We start from the raw sequence: 18,898 nt of genomic DNA, 5'->3' as shown, positions 1-18,898 counted from the left end.
CACCCATAAATATCGCCCGCTACACTTGCTACCGTCCGCGTATTGCGATTTGGTGCTCTGGTCTGACGTACGGAGTCAGGCTATAGGTCGCGGGGCTGGACCGTCTTCCGGTCGTTGGCCTCGGCACGCTCGGCGGCGTCGTCGAGCAGTTCGGCGACCTCTTCGTTGAGGGCGTCGTAGAAATCTGCCGAGACGTTGTGGTCCGAGAGCGCGTCCTTCACGGCTGCTTTGACGATTAGGTCAGACATTCCATCGCGGACTTCTCTTGTCCACCATATAAAGGTTCGAAGTTCTCACGCAGGGTTCTCGCCTCGTCGTATCGAATATTGGCATCTGAGTACCAGAGAGAACATATGCCACCCCTCAAAAATAGAGAACAGGCAGATGCACGATCTAACTGGGTTCCAGCGGGATATCTTGTACGTAACCACCGGGCTCGAGGAACCACATGGGCTCGCAATCAAGGACGAACTCGACGACTACTACGAGCAGGAGATCAATCATGGCCGCCTCTATCCGAATCTCGACGATCTCGTCAACAAAGGACTGCTGGAGAAGGGTGAACTCGACAAGCGGACGAACGTGTACACGGTCACGCAACGCGGATTGCGGGAAATCGAGGCGCGACGTGAGTGGGAAAGTCAGTATTTAGAAGATGTGAACGCACCCACTACGTCGTAGAGTCATTATAAAAACGGGACTGCTTTACCCACTTCCCACGAATCCACAGTAAGATGGCTCGGCTCGTCTTCTATCACCACCCACAGGCCGAGAATTTCTCACTCAAATATAGCTCGGCATCGGTGGCAGAAATCCTGTCTCAGCGAGAGCAATCCGGCGAGTCGACAAAGCTCATCGGGTACCCCTTCGAAGCTCCAGTCTATGTGCTCTACGAAGGCGATTCAGAGATCGAATCAGCCCAAGATATCGACTTCGATCAGGAATGGCTGAGCGACCGTATTCGTGACCTCCCCCGTGCTGGGCAGGTTGTCGCATTCCGATTAGTAGAGTTGCTCGAAGCCGCGGTCGATGTTCGAGATGAGGATGAGTTCCGGCTCTACAAGGAGTTCGAACCGCAAAAGATCCAGCAGGCACTCGATCACGTCTCCTGGGGAGCACCACTTCCGACCGTCGCTGGAGAGGTGATGGCGAATTTGATCCTCCGACATTCCCTCCCGAATGCGAATCATCGAACTAGCATCGCGATGCTGCAGTTCTGTATTGAGAGTGTGGACCCGGATTTTGAGATGCCACGAACGCACGTCGACGACGATACCTGGCGAGAGTGGGTTGATCCCTATATCGTCGATTCCAAGCGGCTCATCACGGTCCGCCGGAACAATCTCCGTTTCAAGCAGCTCGAAGAGTTGGACGTCGACCTCGTCGAACGGAAAGACGGGATTCAAATCCGATTAGCCGAGTTCGAGCTTGATATGCACTGGCGAGAAGCCCTCTCAGAATACGCTGAGCAGCACGAATCCCACTGTACGGACTTCGCGCAGGCGGTTCTCGAACGAGCAGAACGGGACGATCTGCTCGACCGTCAAGGACCCACGAAACAAGAGTTCATCACGTATCTGGAGGCCGGGCTCGTCGAACGGGACTTCAGAGAAATGTTCTGATCAGTCGCGAAGTTCGGCGACTGACTGACCAACCTCACGGACGTGTTCACTTCGCTCGAGGTCGAGTTCCTCGGCGAGGTAGTCAACCGTCTCTTCGAGGCTCATACTAGAAAGAAACCCGTCTAACGGTATAAACCTAGTGCTGGCGCAGCAATGTAGCCCATCAGAGGAAGCGTCTGTGTATACCGAACTATGCACCCTTCGGGAAAACTGTGGAATCGGTGACTGCATAGCGATACCCACCGAAATTACGCAGTGTCGCCATTTGCTGTCCACCAACCGGACTCAATTGAATGAAACCCTCCGAAGCGATCGGGAGCGTTTCAGTCAGCAGGCTGTGCCTCCGTGGATGGTGTGCTGCCTGGCAGTTCGGGGATGGACAGGTCCACGCGGCGGAGGAGCTGGGCGTTGATCGCGACGATTACTGTACTCAACGACATCAGGAGCGCACCAACGGCGGGCGACAGCAGAATCCCGATCGGTGCCAACACGCCTGCTGCAAGCGGAATTGCGAAGACGTTGTAGCCGGCCGCCCAGACGATGTTCTCCTGCATCTTCCGGTAGCTCGCCTTACTGAGTTTCACGAGTCGCACTACATCCATCGGGTTGTTCTGCACGAGAATGACATCCGCCGACTGGACGGCGACGTCGGTGCCGCTCCCGATGGCGATCCCGACGTCGGCTCGCGTCAGCGCCGGCGCATCGTTCACACCGTCACCAACCATCCCCACGAGCTTCCCCTGGTCCTGGAGCTCCTGGACTTTCTCGTCCTTGTCCTCGGGGAGGACCTCGGCGAACACCGTGTCGATGCCCAGCTCGTCCGCGACAGCGTCGGCCACGTCCTGGGAGTCCCCAGTCAGCATCGCCACCTCGATGCCCAAGTCGTGGAGGGCATCGACGACGCGGAAACTCTCCTCACGGATCACGTCGGCCATCGCGAAAGCAGCGATCAGATCGCCGTCACGAACGAGATACACCACTGTCTGGGCGTTCTGTCCCGCCTCGTCAGCGAAGCGCTGGAGATGGGCGGGGATCTCGCTATCGAGCTGGGTCAACAGGTTCGGCCCACCGACGTACACCTCGTTTCCATCGACGTTTGCGCGAACCCCTCGCCCTTTGATCGCCTCGAAGGCGGTCGCGTCGGGAGTAGTTAGGTCTCGCTCGTCGGCGGCCTCGCGAATCGCTCGCGCGATCATGTGTTCGGAGTCGCTCTCGACGGCTGCCGCCAGCCCGAGCGCGTCGTCCTCGTCGACACCGTTGACGGTCGCCATATCCACGACGCCGTGTTCGCCCTCGGTAAGCGTCCCTGTCTTGTCGAAGATGATGGCATCCAGATTCCGTGCGTCCTCCATTGCGATGCGGTCGCGAACGAGCATCCCGTTGCGCGCCGCAAGTGAGGTGTTGATCGCGACGACCAGCGGGATGGCGAGCCCGAGGGCGTGTGGGCAGGCGATGACGAGCACCGTCACGACTCGCTCGATGACCGTCGCGTCGAACGAGACTGCGACCGTCCACGCAATCGCGGTCACGACTGCCGCCCCGAGCGCGACGTAGAACAGCCAGCCGGCCGCCCGGTCGGCCAACACTTGCGTCTTGGACTTGCTCTGTTGAGCTTCCTCGACGAGGCGCATGATGCCCGCGAGTGTTGTCTCCTCGCCCGTCGCACCGACGCGAACACGGAGACTCCCGTCGCCGTTGATGGTGCCGCCGATGACCTCGTCGCCAGGCTCTTTCGAGACGGGCTTGGACTCGCCGGTGATCATCGACTCGTTGACGTCGGAGTCACCCTCCTCGACGGTGCCGTCAGCAGGGACACTCGCGCCCGGCCGGACGAGCACGAGATCGCCTTCCGAGAGCTCACTGACGGGAACTTCTTCGGTCTCCCCGTCGTCGGTGATACGCTCGGCGGTGTCTGGCATCAGTTTCGCCAGTTCGTCGAGCGCGCTGGAGGCCCGCCGGACCGACCGCATCTCGATCCAGTGGCCCAGCAGCATGATGTCGATCAGCGTGACGAGCTCCCAGAAGAACGCCGACTGTGTGGGGAAAATCACGCTCGCGAGGCTGTAGACAAACGCGACGGTGATCGCCATCGAGATCAACGTCATCATCCCCGGCGACCGGTCTTTCAGCTCCGGGAGTGCCATCTGGAGGAATGGAACGCCACCGTACGCGAAGACGATGACCGCGAAGACGGGGTTGATCCACTCGCTGCCCGGGAACGCGGGGACGGAGAACCCGAGCCACTCCTGTAGCATTTCGCTGTACAGGAGAACGGGAATCGACAGGAGCGTCGAAACGAAGAAACGCCGCCGGAACATCTGCTCGTGGCCCTCGTGCATCCCGCCATGCCCCTCACCGTGGCCCTCATGGGAACCGTGGCCGTGCCCGTCGCCCTCGTGTCCGGCGTGTTCGTGCTGCTCGTGGGACGCCATCTCACCTGCCGCAGCAGGGTGAGCTTCCTCCTCTAGTAGCTCCTGTTCTACCCCTTCCTCGTCAGATTCCGCGACCGCTTCATCGTGCTCACCGTGTTCGTGCTGGTGACTGGTGGTGTCCGGCTGGTCCTCTCCTCCCGGGGAATTCTCAGTTGTATCTTTGTGGTCGTCCATGAGTCATGTTCTCTATTGAGGTGGTTCCGCCGGCTTCTTGAATCTTCGGCCCTGAGACCGTACAGCAGGACCAGCGTAGACGAGCTCCGAAGACAACAGTTAGTCGTCGTCTCGAAGCGACTTGTGCTATCCGCAGCGCACGATACTCAGGCGTGAGCGGTGTATCCCGCGTCTTCGACGGCCGCCACGAGGGCCGTGACCTCTGCCTCACCGTCGACACTTGCCTGTTCACTCTCCCTGTCGACGGTCACGGAAGTCACGCCAGTGACCTCTTCAAGGGCCTCTTCGACCGTCTGCTCGCAGTGACCGCACGACATTCCTTCCACGGTGATGGTCGTCGTCATACAGAGGTACATACGGCTCCCTCCCTTTAGCGGATTTCCCCTTCGATTATGCTGGTCTCTTGGGGGTCAAACTTTAGATTCCAAGTGATACGTGCAGCCGAAACGAACCAAATTTCAGATTCAGCAACTGACGATGCGGGAAGACTCAGGTACCGTTGTGGCGCTCCAGATACGTCTTCGCCGCTAAAAAGACGTATAGTGCGCCGATAGCCCGAATACCCGAGCGGAATCGCTCGTTCCATTCGACCGACTCCGGACGCTCGTACAGGAACGCGGTGGCAAATCTTCGATACAGATCGGGAAACAGGAAGACGATAGCGCCGAACACACCGGTAAGATTCATCAGCCACGCGTATGCTCGCCCATTGAGGAGGGAAATCGCAGCTATCAGAACGCCCTCAGACCGGATAGCTGGGCGGACCCACCCTCTCACTGTTCCCCCGCTTCGATTCGCAATCGCAAGTTTCTCGAAGAGACTGACGATTTTGTCCGGGAACAGCGCTGAGAGAGCGCCAAGGACACCCACGAGTGTTCGAATCATACGATACTGTACGACCGGTACGGACATAATTCCCGCTGCGACCCTACACTGGTGAGAATAAGGGGAATCCGAACAATAGCGACTTCGAATGAGGAACAACGCCCAGAGGCCGCTTCTCGAATGAACGTCCCGAATCCTCAGGGGTTCGGGGCATACAGGGCGTAGAGAATCGACAGCATCCCGGCGGCGGTGACGAGTGCTGCGACGAATCCTGCTTCGAAAATCGACACTTGGAGGAGTTCGAAGAGCACGCCCTCGAGGAGGCCGCCGAGCCCGACCAGCGCGAAGCCAGCCGCGACGTACAGGAGTAACTGCGTGTGATGCCGTTGGTATCCGCGATAGGCCTGGTAGGCGATCACCAGCGCCAGGGCGGTCGTGAACAGCTTGCCGATGACGAATAACGTGTGTTCCATGAGTCAGTCTCCCCGCATTTCCTCGAAGATGGACGTAATCCGGTCGGCGGGGTCCGGCCGAACATCGATCTGCACGTCGAAGCCCTCTGCTTGGAGGAGTACTTCGACACGCTCGAGTCGCGCCTCGTACTCGCTGTAGTGCCGTCCGCCGGGGTCGACGTGCGTGTACTCCTCGAGGAGGCCCTGCTCGACGAGGCGGGTGACACGCCGCGAGACGGTCGGGCGTGACATATCGCATTCCTCGCTGAGCTCCTTCGCGGAGAGTCGGTCGGTCTTCGTCGCCACGAGGATGTTGCGGGCGTACTCGTCGTCGAGTGTGGCGAAGATGTCCGACGGGTCGGCCTCCTCAGTCACACGTCCGTACTCGCTACAGGAGGGTAATATAGCCCGCCGGTTTTCTGACTCAGAACGCCGGCTCGCTATTATATCGTCTCTACCCGCCTACTGATAGTTGAAGGTGCAATAATTATGTCCACACTCGACTCCGGCATGAACCAGCTTGAGAGCAGAGTCGGCGGCCTGACCGTCGGCGGGAAAGTCCACAGCCTCAGCGCGTGGTTCGTGCTGGCGCTCCGTCTCATGATGGGCTACGCGTTCGCGTACTCCGGCTTCACGAAGATCACCGGCGAGTTCGCGGCCGGCGGCTACCTCTCGAACGTTGCGGCGACGAACGGCAACCCGCTGGCGGGCCTGTTCGCGTGGATGGGTTCGACGCCGTGGTTTGTCGAGTTCGCGAACGTCGCCGTGCCGTACGGCGAGCTGTTCATCGGCCTCGGCCTCCTCGTCGGCGCGTTCGTCCGCCTCGCGGCGTTCTTCGGCGCGCTGATGATGCTCATGTTCTACTTCGGCAACTGGGACATGGGTCACGGGTTCATCAACGGGGACTTCGCGTACATGCTCGTGTTCCTCGCGGTCGCCGCGTTCGCCGCGGGCCGCATCCTGGGCCTCGACCAGTACATCGAGAACTACGACGTCGGCGGCGAGACGCTCGTCGAGCGCTACCCCGCCCTCGAATACATCCTCGGCTAACCACGCCGAGACCGTTGGGAGTACAACAATGCAAAATCCAATTCAAGCACGCGGGATTCGTTCTCTGGGATTCATCGTCGTTGGGGCACTGACTCTGGCCGTCGTCGCCGGAATGGCGCTAACGCACGCGACCGTCCCAGAATCAATGATGTGGAGCTGGCACGACGGCATGTGGAACAGCGGCCACATGGCCGGCTGGGGTGGCTGGGGCTGGGGAATGATACTGTTCGGGCTCCTGTGGATGGCACTTCTGATCGCCCTCCCAGTCTACGCCGTTTACTGGCTGACAACGCGGTCCCCTACGGACGGCCATACTGATGACAGCGCACTCGCTGTTCTCCAAGAACGGTACGCTCGTGGCGAAATCGACGACGAGGAGTTTGATCACCGTCGCGCCCGCCTGGTGTCCGACGACGATCGTTTCTGACCGCGTTGGTGTTACTGTCTGAGGAGGCGTCTGAGGACGTAGTGGAGGATTCCGCCGTGTTCGATATAGGTTACGGCGGCCGGCGTGCCGACCTGTGCTGTGACCGGGAACTCGACAGTCGACCCGTCCGCACGCTCGGCGATAACGGTCAGTTCGTCCATCACGTCGAGCCCGTCATCGAGGCCGTGGATCGTGAAGACCTCCGACCCATCCAGACCGAGAGATTCCCACGAGTCGCCATCATCGAACTGCAGGGGAAGCACACCCATGCCGACGAGGTTGTCGCGGTAGATGCGCTCGTAACTCTCGGCGATGGTTGCGCGGACACCGAGCAGGTCCGTTCCTTTCGCCGCCCAGTCCCGGCTAGACCCAGTTCCGAACTCCTCGCCAGCCATCACGACGAGCGGTATCCCCTCGTCCCGATAGCGGCGACTGGCTTCGAACACCGTGGTTTGTTCGTCGGTCGGGTGGTGGATCGTGTAGCCACCCTCGACGTCGTCGAGCATCTCGTTCTCGATTCGGACGTTGGCGAACGTCCCCCGCATCATCACCTCGTGATTGCCCCGACGTGCGCCGTAGGTGTTGAACTCGTGTGGCTCGACACCGTGATCGAGCAGCCACTGACCTGCGGGGAGGTCGGGACCGAACGGGCCGGCTGGACTGATGTGGTCGGTCGTAACGGTATCGCCGAGCGTCAGTAGACAGCGTGCGTCCTCGATATCGGCGACGCCGGGTTTCTCTACCGGGAAGTCCTTGAAGAACGGCGGTTCACGGATGTATGTCGAGTCCTCATCCCACTCGTAGACGTCACCCGTGGGCGCGTCGAGAGCAGCCCATCGCTCATCGCCCTCGAACACGGAGGCGTACTTCTCCTCGAACATCTCCGGAGAGACGTTCTCGTGGATTGCGGCCTGCACGTCCGCTGCGTCCGGCCAGATGTCCGCCAGATAGACTGGGTTACCCTCATCGTCAGTGCCCAGCGGCTCGTGTTCGAGATCGATGTCCATCCGCCCTGCGAGCCCGTAGGCGACGACGAGCGGCGGGCTCGCGAGGTAGTTCGCGCGGATCTTCGGGTGGATACGCGCCTCGAAGTTCCGGTTCCCGGAGAGAACGCTCGTCGTCCAGAGGTCGTGGTCGTCGATTGCCTGCTCGATGGGATCGGGAAGCGGCCCAGCGTTACCGATACAGGTGGTACAGCCGTAGCCGACGACGGCGTACCCGAGCTCTTCGAGATACGGAAGCAGCCCCGATTCTTCGAGATACTGCGTGACGACACGGCTACCCGGTGCGAGACTCGTCTTGACGTACGGCGGGACGTCTAGGCCTTTCTCGACGGCGTTCTGGGCGAGCAGTCCAGCAGCGATCATCACCGACGGGTTCGACGTGTTCGTACAGCTCGTGATGGCGCTGACGAGGACGTCTCCGTGTCCGATTTCGACCGTCTCACCGTCGAGGTCGACCTCGACACGTTTGGTTAACGGGTGCAGTTCCGATTCGGGTTCGACCTGAACGCCACCGTCGGTCTCCGCATCAGCTGCACCACCCTCACCGAGCCACCGCTGCAAGGCGTCCTCGTCGACATCATCGAGGTCGTCCTCGAACTCCCCGTGGAGAAGTCCCCGGAAGCTCTGTTTCACGTCCCCCATCGGAATCCGGTCCTGTGGCCGCTTGTGTCCGGCCAGACTCGGTTCGACTGTCGAGAGGTCGAACTCGACGACCTCAGTATATTCTGGTTCCTGTTCCCCGAACAGCCCTTGGGCTTCGAGGTACTCGCGAACAAGGTCGATGTGGGCGGGGTCACGCCCGGTGAGTTCGAGATACTCGAGCGTCTGCTCGTCGACCGGGAACATACTGATCGTCGAGCCCTGTTCGGGCGCCATATTGGCGATCGTGGCCCGGTCGGGGACTGTGAGATTCTCCACACCGGGACCGAAGAACTCCACGAACCGGTCGACGACGCCGACCTCGCGGAGTCGTTCGGTGATGTGGAGCACGAGATCCGTAGCCGTCGCGCCCTCGGGTAATTCGCCTTCGAGACGGACGCCGACGACCTCGGGGAGTTTCATCGTGACCGGTTGACCGAGCATCGCCGCTTCCGCTTCGATGCCGCCGACGCCCCAACCGACCACACCGATGCCACCGATCATCGGGGTGTGGCTGTCCGTGCCGACGAGCGTGTCCGGCAGGAGCCAGTTCTCGCCGTCTTGCTCGCGGGCGTGGACGACCCGACCCAGATGTTCGAGATTCACCTGGTGGACGATACCGGTCCCCGGCGGGACGACGTTGAAGTTCTCGAAGGCGTTCTGCGCCCACTTGATCGCGCGATACCGTTCGGCGTTGCGCTCGTACTCCAGTTCGACGTTCTTCTCGTAGGCGTCCTCGGAGTCGAAGTAGTCGACTTGGACGCTGTGGTCGATTACGAGATCAATAGGGATCTCTGGTTCGACCAGGGTCGGGTCCCGATCTTTGCGGTCGACTTCGGATCGAAGGGCCGCCAGGTCGACAACTGCGGGCACGCCAGTGAGATCCTGTAGGACGACTCGTGATGGAGAGAACGGAACCTCTGCGTCCGGTACGTCTGGCTTCCAGCCAGCAGCATTCTTGACATCCGCTGCAGTAACAGTTTCGCCGTCGGCGTTCCGGAGCACCGACTCAAGCAGAATACGGATGCTCACAGGGAGCGTGTCGAGGTCACAGAGCCCCTGCTCTTCGAGTGCTCGAAGATCGGCCATCTTGTACGTCGTCCCGTCGACGTCGAGCTCGCGGACGGCATCGAACGGAAGTGTATCAGTCATAGTATCTACACCTGGGATTGGCAGTCGTATCAATCCCTCTCCGAATCCGATTCGACGAGAATCGGGATTTGTTACGCAGAGGCATCGTATCCAGCGTCTTCGACCACAGTCACAAGCTCATCCCGTTCAGCGGACCCCTCGACCGTCGCGGATTCTGAGTCACGATCCGCAGTAGCGGACGTAACCCCCTCAACTTCTTCGAGTGCCTCTTCGACGGTCTGCTCGCAATGTTCACAGGTCATTCCTTCGACGGTGATTGTCTGAGTCATATCCATTCGTAGATAGGGGCGAGTATTCTATGTGGTTTTCTGCTTAGAATCCAATGTTGTCGCAGCCCTAGATCACCGATTTCGAAGGTGTGTTGTGGGCAACAATAATGTATCCTGCGAGACGAAGCGGTCGTATGCGCAATTTGGATGAAACCGACTTAGAAATCCTCTCGTTACTCGCTGATGACGCCCGCCGCCCGTTCAGCGATATTGGCGAGGAGGTCGACTTGTCGGGGCCAGCCGTGTCTGACCGGGTAAAGCGATTACAGGAAGCTGGCATCATTAACAACTTCACGATTGACGTCAACCGGGCTCATCTCCGAGCTGGTGTACCGGTATTTATTCAGGCCGAAATCGGCTCAGCGTCGTTGGAGGCCGCCCGCGAGCGGGCTCGAGAGTCAGATGGCGTTGAACACGTCTTCACGACCTCCGAAGGAGATCTTTGGTTCTATGCCCGTGTTGAAGCCCAGAACGTACGTCAGTGGGTAGATGGACTCTTTAACGAGATCGATGTAGCAGATTACACCGTCACGCTAATTGACGAGCTTGAATGGACGCCGTCCGTTGATGGCGTCGAATTTGCACTCACCTGTGCTGAATGTAACAATACCGTTGATAATCAAGGTGAAACGACGAGAATCGACGGAGAGATCTATCACTTCTGTTGTCCGTCCTGTCTCACACGGTTCGACGATCGGTATCAGCGACTCGAAGAGGGAGCGTAACGCTGTCTTTGGAATCCAAATTTTCCTGCAGTCGAAACCCCGCCTCTCGAAGCAGTAAATCGCCTAAACCTAGACCCCGTATAGTAGAACAAGCATGACAAGCCAAACAATCCATCTTGATATCACGGGAATGTCCTGCGCCAACTGTTCGGCGACGATCCAGGACACTCTCGAATCGCTCGACGGGGTATCGGAGGCGGATGCGAACTTCGCCACCGACGAGGGTTCCGTCACCTACGACCCTGAAGAGGTATCGCTCAAAGAAATCTACGACGCGATCGACGAGGCCGGGTACGGCGCAGTCTCTGAGACGGTAACGATTGCCATCTCCGATATGACCTGTGCCAACTGCGCCGAGACCAACCAAACCGCTCTTGAAAATATTCCGGGCGTCGTTAATGCGGAGGTCAATTACGCAACCGACGAAGCACAGGTCACCTACAATCCTGCGGAAGTATCTATTGGTGCGCTGTACGATGCTATCGAGGAGGCTGGCTACTCGCCCGTCCGCGAAGATGGTGCCGACGAAGAGTCGGGCCAGGACGCACGAGATGCCGCCCGTCAAGCCGAAACTCGGAAACAACTCAGGTTGACCCTCTTTGGGGCAGTGTTATCGGCACCGTTGCTCTTCTTCCTCATCGACAATTATCTGCTCGGTGGCGCGATCGTCCCTGAAGCCGTCTTCGGTGTGGAACTTGGCTGGGTTGAGTTCCTCCTCGCCACGCCGGTACAGGCGATCCTCGGCTGGCCGTTCTATAAGAACTCGTACAAGGCGATCGTGAAGAACGGCCGCGCCAATATGGACGTGCTGATTGCGATCGGTTCAACAACGGCCTATCTATACTCTGTGGCAGTCCTTGCTGAACTCATTGCAGGTGGACTTTATTTCGACACGGCAGCCCTCATCCTCGTGTTCATCACGTTGGGTAACTATCTCGAAGCTCGGTCGAAGGGCCAAGCGGGTGAGGCCCTCCGAAAGCTCCTCGAAATGGAAGCCGAAACGGCGACCATTGTCCGCGAGGACGGCAGTGAAGAAGAAGTTCCGCTTGAAGAGGTCACAACTGGTGACCGGATGAAAATCCGTCCAGGTGAGAAGATTCCCACAGACGGTGTCGTTGTCGACGGTCAGTCTGCCGTCGACGAGTCAATGGTCACTGGCGAATCTGTGCCTGTCGAGAAAGAGGAGGGCGATGAGGTCGTCGGCTCGACGATTAACGAGAACGGCGTCCTTGTCGTGGAGGCGACGAAGGTTGGAGAAGACACGGCCCTCCAACAGATCGTCCAGACAGTCAAGGAGGCCCAGTCGCGCCAGCCCGACATCCAGAATCTCGCCGACCGCATCTCCGCGTACTTCGTGCCTGCGGTCATCGCGAACGCCCTTCTCTGGGGTGTCGTCTGGTTCCTGTTCCCCGAGGCTCTCGCTGGCTTCGTCGACTGGCTCCCGCTGTGGGGTCAGGTTGCTGGCGGCCCGGCCCCGGTCGGTGGGACCGTTTCAGTCTTCGAGTTCGCGATAATTGTCTTCGCGTCCTCGATCCTCATCGCCTGTCCCTGTGCGCTGGGGCTGGCGACGCCCGCAGCGACGATGGTCGGGACGACGATTGGTGCCCAGAACGGCGTCCTGTTCAAGGGCGGTGACATCCTCGAACGAGCGAAAGACGTCGATACAGTCGTCTTCGACAAGACGGGCACACTCACCGAAGGGGAAATGGAACTCACCGACGTGGTCGTCTTTGATAGCGATGGAAATGTGGTGACTGACGGTGGCGAGCCGACCCCAGATGGTGGACAGCTCAGCACCCGTGAGCGCCTCTCAGAGGATGATGTGCTTCGACTGGCGGCGATAGCTGAAAGCGGCAGCGAACACCCGCTCGCCCGTGCAATCGTCGAAGGGGCCGAAGAACGCGGCCTGGACGTGACTGAGCCTGACGACTTCGAGAACGTTCCGGGCCACGGGATCAAAGCAGTCATTGGTGACAGCGAGGTGCTGGTCGGCAACCGCAAGCTGCTGCGGGACAACGGGATCGACCCCTCTCCCGCTGAGGAGACGATGGAACGCCTCGAGAACGAGGGGAAGACGGCGATGCTGGTCGCCTACGAGGGGGAGCTCGTGGGTGTGGTCGCCGACGCCGACACAGTGAAGGAAAGCTCCAAGCAGGCTGTCACAGCACTCCAGGAGCGGGGAGTTGACGTGATGATGATTACGGGCGACAACGAGCGAACTGCCCGTGCGGTCGCTAAACAGGTGGGTATCGACCCGAAGAACGTCCGCGCAGGAGTCCTTCCTGAGGACAAGTCCAACGCGGTCGACAGTATTCAAGACGAGGGCCGGCAGGCGATGATGGTCGGTGACGGCGTCAACGACGCTCCGGCACTCGCGGTCGCACACGTCGGGACAGCAATCGGCTCCGGCACCGACGTCGCCATCGAAGCTGCAGACGTCACGCTGATGCGAGACGACCCGCTCGACGTGGTAAAGGCGATCCGAATCTCAGACGCGACACTCCAGAAGATCAAACAGAACCTCGTGTGGGCGCTCGGTTACAACACGGCGATGATTCCGTTAGCGTCGCTCGGCCTCCTCCAGCCCGTGCTCGCTGCAGCAGCAATGGCGTTCTCGTCGGTGTCGGTGCTGACGAACAGTCTCCTGTTCCGGCGGTACACCCCCGATCACGACTACAAGCTCTTCGGATTTCTTCGCTAACCGTCACCTCTAGATCAATGTCGAATATTTCCCGGCACACGGTTCGAAGGTACCTCGTCGAGACAGCCAGTAGCGAACCGACATACCTCCGGGCTCGCGAGATTGCCAGCGACCTCGACGGATCTCCCAAGGCAGTCGCGCAGTACCTCAGCCAGCTCCAGGACGAACTCACAATCGTTTCACTCGAACAGTGGGGGCGCTCGAAAAGCACGACGTGGCGATTGGAGGTGAACGGGTCGTGAGTACTGTCACCCGCCGCGTCGAGACTGTCCTTCCGGAGACCGGCTCACGCGAGTGGTGGGCGCTGTACCTGCTGGCCCCGCTCGTCCTTCTCGGTGGGGGCATCCTCGTGTTTCCGACGTTGGTCTACGACCGGTTCATCTGGCAGTATCTCTGGGGACCAGTCGTCGCCGATGCGGCCGGTCAGCCAGTCACGCACGAGGGGATTCGTGCTGTCCAGGGCTACAACGCGGTGAACACGGTAATCTACCTCGCGGCAGTCGTATACAGCCTCCCCGGACTACGTGCGTATCTCGACCAACTCGACGTCACGTTCGACGCACGACTGGCCTACGGGTTCGCTCCGATCATCATCGCAGGTGGGGCGATGCGCGCCCTCGAGGATCTCGGGCTGCTCGGGGACTACGCGGTGTGGTTCATCACGCCATCGATTTACATCGTCGTCACCGCTGTCACCATCCTCGCGCTCGGTGTCGGTGCACTCTTGCGTGACCAAAATATCGGATCTATCCCGCTAACAGTCGGGCTCGTCGGGTCGGTGTGGGCTGTCGGGGCCGTCTGGTGGGCTGTTTGGCACGGCCTCTCGACATCGACCCCACTCAGCCTATGGGTTCCTGTCGCGACGACGGGGATAGCGCTCGGCGTAACCGCACTCTACTACTGGGGCACGAGTTTCGCCAATATCACCCACCTTCGACACCCGCTAATTCTGCTGGCCGTTTTCGGCCAGTTGTGGGACGCTGCGCAGAATCTCATCGGTGTGACGTTCCTCGGCTACTCCCCAAAGCTGGTCGTGACGAATCTCGTGTACCAGGCGACTGGATTCTCCGGATCGACGTTCGTGCTGAAACTCGTCGTGACTGTCGGCATCGTGTGGTATCTCGCCGATGCGAAAGAGGAGATGAATCACACGTGGTGGTGGCTTATGACGTTCTTCATCGGAGCGATCGGACTCCCGATGGGCGTTCGTGGGTCACTTCGGATGCTGTTGGGAGCTTAACGATGGCCTCAAAGATTGGCAAAAACCGATGACTCGAACGTCCAAAATTGCGGTAATAGGTGGAGGGATGGCCGGGCTTGCAGCAGCTGCTGGATTCGACGAGTCGTCCGCCCGAGAGTGTTGGTGTAGTGTGTCATTGTGATCGTTGAGTCAGTAAGTCGAATATCTATCGTGTCAGACGAGGATCCGAACAGGGATCGTTAGCAGCCGTACCCCTGTCCGTTCATCCCCGTCGCGGTGTGATTGTCGTCCGCCATATCTTGGGCCATCTCGTCGACGGTCACGCCCATGTGCGCTTCCATCTCGTCAACGGCATTCGGGCCCATGTAGTCGGTCATGTGACCTTCCATCCAGGCCGCCCAGTCTGCTGCACTACCATCGGCTGGCGTCCCTTCAGCTGCCGTCTCGTTCCCCTGGATCGGTTCGTCACCGTGTGCGCTAACTACCGGGGCGGCAAACGCGAGTCCGACAATCGCGAGCACCACGAGCAGCCATCGTCCGAGGTTTCGGTTGGTCATTGTTTTTCGCCTCAAGTAGTCATACGGTGGGTTCGGAGTTATCTTCGTGGGAGTGAACTCAAACAGGAGAGCGTTCAAGAACGTCTATAACGCCATCTAAACGTTTTCTACTGACGGGATCGTTCATACCTGCCGAATTCGAAAGGATCAGAGGAATGGTGAGAGCAAAGGGGATCCGTCGAGACTGTTCACCTCATTGCGGCGATCCAGACAATAACCACGGTTCAGGCGGCGAGGGAGGCTCGGGTATTGCTGACCACGAACGAGATGGATCAGTTCCCTCGGAACTGGTGATACTGCCTCGTGAGTGCCTGACGATGGTAGAGGATTCCAATTGTCATGAGGAACAGAACGGTCGCAATTTCGTAGCCATACGCACCAAGCAATAACATCGTTGAAGAACCACTCAGTCCGCCTGCAAGTAGTACGGCAAACAACGGGCTAACGCAGGCAGGGCACGCCACAATCCCGACTATTCCTCCGACTGCCGACTGCGAGAAATCAAGCAATGCATCATAGACGAGATACGCCAGCGCGAACAGGCCAACCGCTTGGTAAGGAATGAGCGAGACCGTGATCAGGTCACCTGTATAGACGAAGACCGGACTCCATCCCAAAGATCGACCCCACGTTATTCCGAAGCCGCTTGGTCCAGTGAGCTGCCCGAAATGAGAGGTGCTCGGTCCAAGTAATCCTGAAAAATAAAACATCACGATGAGATATAGAGCAACGACAAGTGCGGCACCAATACGATACACTCGACGTTTCGTTACAGGTCGAGTGTGCCAGATCACCCAGACTGAGGCGGTGAACCAAATAAATGGAAGGACGAAATGGGTCCACCGGCTCCCCATATCTCCTGTGAAATATGCGTACACCAACCCGGCGATCAACTGTGCGGCGAGGAGGAGATTGAGCCACGTGCTTGACTTGAGAACCCGGCTAATGCGATCAGTTTCGAGTGTTGCTTGTGACATGATGGGTAGTGTTAGTATGAATTTCTACGTCTGTTAGTTCTGCAGGTCATCACTCGGATACACGCGGTAGGTTCGACCCTGTCGTTCCCGATACAGCAGCCCGCGCTCCTCGAGTGAACTCACGGTCTGGCTCACTTTACTCTTTGAGAACTCAGATCGATCCCGAAGTTCGATCTGCGTGATTCCAGGCGAGTTCAGGACGGGTTCAAGGACGCGTCGTTCATCATCCGGTAAGAGATCGAGAACGCGCGCTTGCGGATCCGATTCAGGATTGATAGGCGTCGCCGGCGAGGCGTCATCGTCTATCGATGTAGGCGTTGCCTCCGATACCTGATCGGGGTCGATGTGATCCGCTGAGTCGGTTGTCGAATCGATGAGATTCCCTCGAACCACGTAATAGATGCCACCGATACTGCCTGCGACCAGAAGGGTTCCAACCACGTACCAGAGAGGATCTGGACCGTGAATCGCCCCCATAGACGAGTCCATCATCGGCCCCATCGACTGCTCGATAGCGCGACGCTGTTGATAGGCCCGCCAACTGAGTAGTCCGCCAGCCAAGAGGACGAACCCAAGGAGCACACCAACGACGGTATCCGCTGGACGTTGGTTCATATGACATCCCCTTGTTTCGATATCTGACTGCTCATACAATCAATTTTGGCGCGACAGGTGTGACAATTGCGGATTGAAGGTGCGATGATGAAGTGCTTCACAGCGGATGAACCACAGTACATCTATCAGTGATCGTGATCGTGGTTTGTTATCTGCGGGCTTTGATCAGCAAATTCCGTGGGCTCTTCCTCGAATGCCCGCTTACAGGTCTTCGAGCAAAAATAGTACGTCATCCCATCATTGGACGCACTCGGCCCCTCATCGTCGGTCCGCATGCCACACACCGGATCACGATACTGACCTGGTGCGCCGATTCCACGTCGGTAGACATACAGGAGGAACCCGGAGAGCGCGAAGGCGATAATATTGAGGTAGAACGTGTAGTTGAGCTCGAAGTACGTCTGTTCGGTCGCCGTCTCGCCACCGGCCAGATCTGGTACGATGCCGAGGGCGTCGAACAGCAACTCCATGAGGAAGCCAGTGAACGCCATCGTCACGAAGAAGACGCCAAGGATGTACAGCATGATCTTCCAGCCGTAGTACTTCCGGTAGACGTTCAGCACGGGCACGGTGATGAGGTCGGCGTAGACGAACGCGATGATCCCGGCGAAGCTGACGCCACCGCCCCACAGCGCGACGGCGAACGGGACGTTGCCCATACTGCCGACGAAACTGAGGACGGCGATGATGACGCCCATGACGGCGTTCTCGGCAGTCACGAGCAGGCCGTCGCCCTGAATGAACAGCGTGTTCCACACCCACTGCGGGACGAAGACGATGACGAACCCAGAAATAAGGAAGCCGGCGATGACGTCCTTCCAGATCATCGACCACTCCTTGCGGTACTGGTTCCCAACTTTGTACCAGCCACCCCACGACAGTAACTCGTCACGCCACCCACCGCGGCTCGACATCTCCTGGCGGTAGGTCTCCATACAGCCCTCCGAGCAGAACTTGAGCGTCTCACCGCCGTCAGTCGTAAGCGTGTACTCGTCTTTGCCTTCCATCCCGCAGGTTGGATCCTCGGTGACGCCCGCCTCGTGATCGCGCTCGTTGAGCGTCTCTCGCACCTCATCGAAGAGGTTCTCCGGAAGCGTGAGATGAACGATGACGGCCATCACGGCGATGAGGATGAGGCCGCCAAGTAACTCTGCGACCAGGAACTCCCAGCCGAGCAGAATCAGAATCATCAATCCGAGTTCGACGATGAGGTTCGTCGACGCGAACATGAACGCGAGGAAGTTCACCGCGTGCGCTCCCTTCTTGAACAGGCCCTTCCCGATAGCGACGGCGCCGAAACTACAGCCACTACTGGCCGCGCCGAACGCAGTCGCCTTGGTGAGCCCGCTCAGATCGCCATCGCCGAGGACCTGCGCCATCCGCTCCTTGGAGACGTAGACCTGGACGAGACTCGTGATCGTGAGGCCCATGATGATCGCCCACGCTGCCGTCCAGAGGAAGCCCACTCCGATACGTAGAGCTTCGGAGATGCCATCAATCATCGTCGCTACCATAGGTATCAGTTCGAAGGGATCATCTATTGCAGTTTTCCTTCAGATAGTTCGGGTCAGAGCCGTGGTGAGTAGGTATTCAAAAGAATTGTGGCAGGTGGAACACGTAGGTCAAAGGCACAACCGCATTGAATAGTTAGTGCGTAGTATAATCTGAGAACCCCAACTCACGGAGGGATCACAATATGCCGACAAATTCAGACGATACGCGACTTGTTACGCTCCTCCTCGTTATCATCGGTGCCGTCTTCATCGTCCCGTTGTTCTTCATGGGCTTCGGGATGATGGGGTTCGGTCCGATGATGGGCGGGATGTGGAGCGGTCACATGTGGGGCGACGGGACGATGCCCGGCTGGATGTTCATCGTCGGTATTGTGATGCAGCTGCTGTTCCTCGCTGCCCTCGTCGGTGGTGGGTACCTCATCTATCGCGCAGTCACGGGAGATGCGAGTGACTCGGACCAAGCACTCGAAGAGCTTCGGCTTGCCTACGCTCGCGGGGAGCTGACTGACGAGGAATACGAACAGCGACGCGAAGCACTCGAACGAGATACCTGATTACGACG

The 18,898-nt window shown here is 58.9% G+C and carries 21 protein-coding genes; 9 read left to right on the top strand and 12 right to left on the bottom strand.

Annotated elements, in window-relative coordinates; translation table 11 throughout:
* Positions 1-80 precede the first annotated feature (80 nt).
* Positions 81-248: a DNA-binding protein gene (locus FEJ81_RS20150; protein WP_004048632.1), complete on the bottom strand. Its 168-nt coding sequence runs from the start codon at positions 246-248 to the stop codon at positions 81-83.
* A 136-nt stretch (positions 249-384) separates the two neighbouring features.
* On the opposite strand from FEJ81_RS20150, the gene FEJ81_RS20145 reads away from it, so the two are divergent.
* Together FEJ81_RS20145 and FEJ81_RS20140 are read left to right on the top strand one after the other, a co-directional pair.
* Entirely contained in the window at positions 385-681 is a 297-nt protein-coding gene (locus FEJ81_RS20145; protein WP_004048633.1) for a PadR family transcriptional regulator, read from the top strand.
* 53 nt (positions 682-734) lie between these two features.
* A complete protein-coding gene (locus tag FEJ81_RS20140) occupies positions 735-1,622 on the top strand; it encodes a hypothetical protein (RefSeq protein ID WP_138247028.1) in 888 nt (295 codons plus the stop codon).
* A gap of 323 nt (positions 1,623-1,945) precedes the next feature.
* Here the strand turns inward: FEJ81_RS20140 and FEJ81_RS20135 are convergent, their stop codons facing one another.
* The 5 genes from FEJ81_RS20135 to FEJ81_RS20115 all read right to left on the bottom strand — a co-directional run bounded on the left by FEJ81_RS20135 (position 1,946) and on the right by FEJ81_RS20115 (position 5,880).
* Entirely contained in the window at positions 1,946-4,228 is a 2,283-nt protein-coding gene (locus tag FEJ81_RS20135) for a heavy metal translocating P-type ATPase (RefSeq protein ID WP_138247027.1), read from the bottom strand.
* A 146-nt stretch (positions 4,229-4,374) separates the two neighbouring features.
* Positions 4,375-4,572: a heavy-metal-associated domain-containing protein gene (locus tag FEJ81_RS20130; RefSeq protein ID WP_006183483.1), complete on the bottom strand. Its 198-nt coding sequence runs from the start codon at positions 4,570-4,572 to the stop codon at positions 4,375-4,377.
* A 145-nt stretch (positions 4,573-4,717) separates the two neighbouring features.
* Positions 4,718-5,113, bottom strand: coding sequence for a hypothetical protein (locus tag FEJ81_RS20125; protein ID WP_059059115.1), 396 nt, complete (start codon positions 5,111-5,113; stop codon positions 4,718-4,720).
* Between the two features lie 137 nt (positions 5,114-5,250).
* Entirely contained in the window at positions 5,251-5,526 is a 276-nt protein-coding gene (locus tag FEJ81_RS20120) for a DUF7521 family protein (RefSeq protein WP_004515576.1), read from the bottom strand.
* 3 nt (positions 5,527-5,529) lie between these two features.
* Positions 5,530-5,880 carry an ArsR/SmtB family transcription factor gene (locus FEJ81_RS20115; protein WP_049938495.1) on the bottom strand — a complete coding sequence of 117 codons (351 nt, stop codon included), beginning with the start codon at positions 5,878-5,880 and terminating at the stop codon, positions 5,530-5,532.
* A gap of 114 nt (positions 5,881-5,994) precedes the next feature.
* Here FEJ81_RS20115 and FEJ81_RS20110 point away from each other — a divergent pair, with 114 nt between their 5' ends.
* Both FEJ81_RS20110 and FEJ81_RS20105 read left to right on the top strand, forming a co-directional pair.
* The gene (locus FEJ81_RS20110) at positions 5,995-6,555 is read left to right on the top strand and encodes a DoxX family protein (RefSeq protein WP_011222420.1); all 561 of its coding nucleotides are present in this window, start codon (positions 5,995-5,997) and stop codon (positions 6,553-6,555) included.
* 28 nt (positions 6,556-6,583) lie between these two features.
* On the top strand, positions 6,584-6,982 hold the full coding sequence (locus FEJ81_RS20105) for an SHOCT domain-containing protein (RefSeq protein ID WP_089649904.1): 399 nt from the start codon (positions 6,584-6,586) through the stop codon (positions 6,980-6,982).
* Positions 6,983-6,993: 11 nt separating this feature from the next.
* Here the strand turns inward: FEJ81_RS20105 and acnA are convergent, their stop codons facing one another.
* Together acnA and FEJ81_RS20095 are read right to left on the bottom strand one after the other, a co-directional pair.
* Complete coding sequence (gene acnA / locus FEJ81_RS20100; protein ID WP_138247026.1) at positions 6,994-9,777, bottom strand: aconitate hydratase AcnA; 2,784 nt, start codon at positions 9,775-9,777, stop codon at positions 6,994-6,996.
* A gap of 71 nt (positions 9,778-9,848) precedes the next feature.
* The gene (locus FEJ81_RS20095; protein ID WP_049938510.1) at positions 9,849-10,046 is read right to left on the bottom strand and encodes a heavy-metal-associated domain-containing protein; all 198 of its coding nucleotides are present in this window, start codon (positions 10,044-10,046) and stop codon (positions 9,849-9,851) included.
* 134 nt (positions 10,047-10,180) lie between these two features.
* Between FEJ81_RS20095 and FEJ81_RS20090 the strand changes: the two genes are divergently transcribed.
* The 4 genes from FEJ81_RS20090 (at position 10,181) to FEJ81_RS20075 (ending at position 14,712) form a co-directional block, all read left to right on the top strand.
* Positions 10,181-10,771, top strand: coding sequence for an AsnC family transcriptional regulator (locus FEJ81_RS20090; RefSeq protein WP_049986206.1), 591 nt, complete (start codon positions 10,181-10,183; stop codon positions 10,769-10,771).
* 94 nt (positions 10,772-10,865) lie between these two features.
* Positions 10,866-13,472 carry a heavy metal translocating P-type ATPase gene (locus FEJ81_RS20085; RefSeq protein ID WP_004594598.1) on the top strand — a complete coding sequence of 869 codons (2,607 nt, stop codon included), beginning with the start codon at positions 10,866-10,868 and terminating at the stop codon, positions 13,470-13,472.
* 17 nt (positions 13,473-13,489) lie between these two features.
* On the top strand, positions 13,490-13,714 hold the full coding sequence (locus tag FEJ81_RS24555; protein ID WP_004594599.1) for a DUF7123 family protein: 225 nt from the start codon (positions 13,490-13,492) through the stop codon (positions 13,712-13,714).
* Complete coding sequence (locus FEJ81_RS20075) at positions 13,711-14,712, top strand: DUF63 family protein (protein ID WP_128906704.1); 1,002 nt, start codon at positions 13,711-13,713, stop codon at positions 14,710-14,712. The genes FEJ81_RS24555 and FEJ81_RS20075 overlap by 4 nt, the downstream gene beginning before the upstream one ends.
* Before the next feature lie 200 nt (positions 14,713-14,912).
* Here the strand turns inward: FEJ81_RS20075 and FEJ81_RS20070 are convergent, their stop codons facing one another.
* The 4 genes from FEJ81_RS20070 to FEJ81_RS20055 all read right to left on the bottom strand — a co-directional run bounded on the left by FEJ81_RS20070 (position 14,913) and on the right by FEJ81_RS20055 (position 18,336).
* Positions 14,913-15,230 carry a hypothetical protein gene (locus tag FEJ81_RS20070; protein ID WP_004048656.1) on the bottom strand — a complete coding sequence of 106 codons (318 nt, stop codon included), beginning with the start codon at positions 15,228-15,230 and terminating at the stop codon, positions 14,913-14,915.
* A 272-nt stretch (positions 15,231-15,502) separates the two neighbouring features.
* On the bottom strand, positions 15,503-16,207 hold the full coding sequence (locus FEJ81_RS20065) for a DUF7546 family protein (RefSeq protein WP_123624180.1): 705 nt from the start codon (positions 16,205-16,207) through the stop codon (positions 15,503-15,505).
* A 33-nt stretch (positions 16,208-16,240) separates the two neighbouring features.
* Complete coding sequence (locus tag FEJ81_RS20060) at positions 16,241-16,822, bottom strand: helix-turn-helix transcriptional regulator (RefSeq protein ID WP_004048657.1); 582 nt, start codon at positions 16,820-16,822, stop codon at positions 16,241-16,243.
* Positions 16,823-16,947: 125 nt separating this feature from the next.
* Positions 16,948-18,336, bottom strand: coding sequence for a permease (locus FEJ81_RS20055; protein WP_138247025.1), 1,389 nt, complete (start codon positions 18,334-18,336; stop codon positions 16,948-16,950).
* Between the two features lie 182 nt (positions 18,337-18,518).
* On the opposite strand from FEJ81_RS20055, the gene FEJ81_RS20050 reads away from it, so the two are divergent.
* Positions 18,519-18,890, top strand: coding sequence for an SHOCT domain-containing protein (locus FEJ81_RS20050; RefSeq protein WP_006183490.1), 372 nt, complete (start codon positions 18,519-18,521; stop codon positions 18,888-18,890).
* Positions 18,891-18,898: the final 8 nt, after the last annotated feature.

Origin of the sequence: Natrinema versiforme, assembly GCF_005576615.1 — an archaeon.
GTDB lineage: Archaea > Halobacteriota > Halobacteria > Halobacteriales > Natrialbaceae > Natrinema > Natrinema versiforme_A.
Note: the sequence above shows the minus strand (reverse complement) of the source record. Positions and strands in the feature narration are given on the sequence as shown.

Excerpts from the sequence above, each read along its gene's own strand:
- FEJ81_RS20150 (WP_004048632.1), bottom strand. The coding sequence starts at position 248 with ATGTCTGACCTAATCGTCAAAGCAGCCGTGAAGGACGCGCTCTCGGAC.
- FEJ81_RS20145 (WP_004048633.1), top strand. The coding sequence starts at position 385 with ATGCACGATCTAACTGGGTTCCAGCGGGATATCTTGTACGTAACCACC.
- FEJ81_RS20140 (WP_138247028.1), top strand. The coding sequence starts at position 735 with ATGGCTCGGCTCGTCTTCTATCACCACCCACAGGCCGAGAATTTCTCA.
- FEJ81_RS20135 (WP_138247027.1), bottom strand. The coding sequence starts at position 4,228 with ATGGACGACCACAAAGATACAACTGAGAATTCCCCGGGAGGAGAGGAC.
- FEJ81_RS20130 (WP_006183483.1), bottom strand. The coding sequence starts at position 4,572 with ATGACGACGACCATCACCGTGGAAGGAATGTCGTGCGGTCACTGCGAG.
- FEJ81_RS20125 (WP_059059115.1), bottom strand. The coding sequence starts at position 5,113 with ATGATTCGAACACTCGTGGGTGTCCTTGGCGCTCTCTCAGCGCTGTTC.
- FEJ81_RS20120 (WP_004515576.1), bottom strand. The coding sequence starts at position 5,526 with ATGGAACACACGTTATTCGTCATCGGCAAGCTGTTCACGACCGCCCTG.
- FEJ81_RS20110 (WP_011222420.1), top strand. The coding sequence starts at position 5,995 with ATGTCCACACTCGACTCCGGCATGAACCAGCTTGAGAGCAGAGTCGGC.
- FEJ81_RS20105 (WP_089649904.1), top strand. The coding sequence starts at position 6,584 with ATGCAAAATCCAATTCAAGCACGCGGGATTCGTTCTCTGGGATTCATC.
- acnA (WP_138247026.1), bottom strand. The coding sequence starts at position 9,777 with ATGACTGATACACTTCCGTTCGATGCCGTCCGCGAGCTCGACGTCGAC.
- FEJ81_RS20095 (WP_049938510.1), bottom strand. The coding sequence starts at position 10,046 with ATGACTCAGACAATCACCGTCGAAGGAATGACCTGTGAACATTGCGAG.
- FEJ81_RS20090 (WP_049986206.1), top strand. The coding sequence starts at position 10,181 with ATGCGCAATTTGGATGAAACCGACTTAGAAATCCTCTCGTTACTCGCT.
- FEJ81_RS20085 (WP_004594598.1), top strand. The coding sequence starts at position 10,866 with ATGACAAGCCAAACAATCCATCTTGATATCACGGGAATGTCCTGCGCC.
- FEJ81_RS24555 (WP_004594599.1), top strand. The coding sequence starts at position 13,490 with ATGTCGAATATTTCCCGGCACACGGTTCGAAGGTACCTCGTCGAGACA.
- FEJ81_RS20070 (WP_004048656.1), bottom strand. The coding sequence starts at position 15,230 with ATGACCAACCGAAACCTCGGACGATGGCTGCTCGTGGTGCTCGCGATT.
- FEJ81_RS20065 (WP_123624180.1), bottom strand. The coding sequence starts at position 16,207 with ATGTCACAAGCAACACTCGAAACTGATCGCATTAGCCGGGTTCTCAAG.
- FEJ81_RS20060 (WP_004048657.1), bottom strand. The coding sequence starts at position 16,822 with ATGAACCAACGTCCAGCGGATACCGTCGTTGGTGTGCTCCTTGGGTTC.
- FEJ81_RS20055 (WP_138247025.1), bottom strand. The coding sequence starts at position 18,336 with ATGGTAGCGACGATGATTGATGGCATCTCCGAAGCTCTACGTATCGGA.
- FEJ81_RS20050 (WP_006183490.1), top strand. The coding sequence starts at position 18,519 with ATGCCGACAAATTCAGACGATACGCGACTTGTTACGCTCCTCCTCGTT.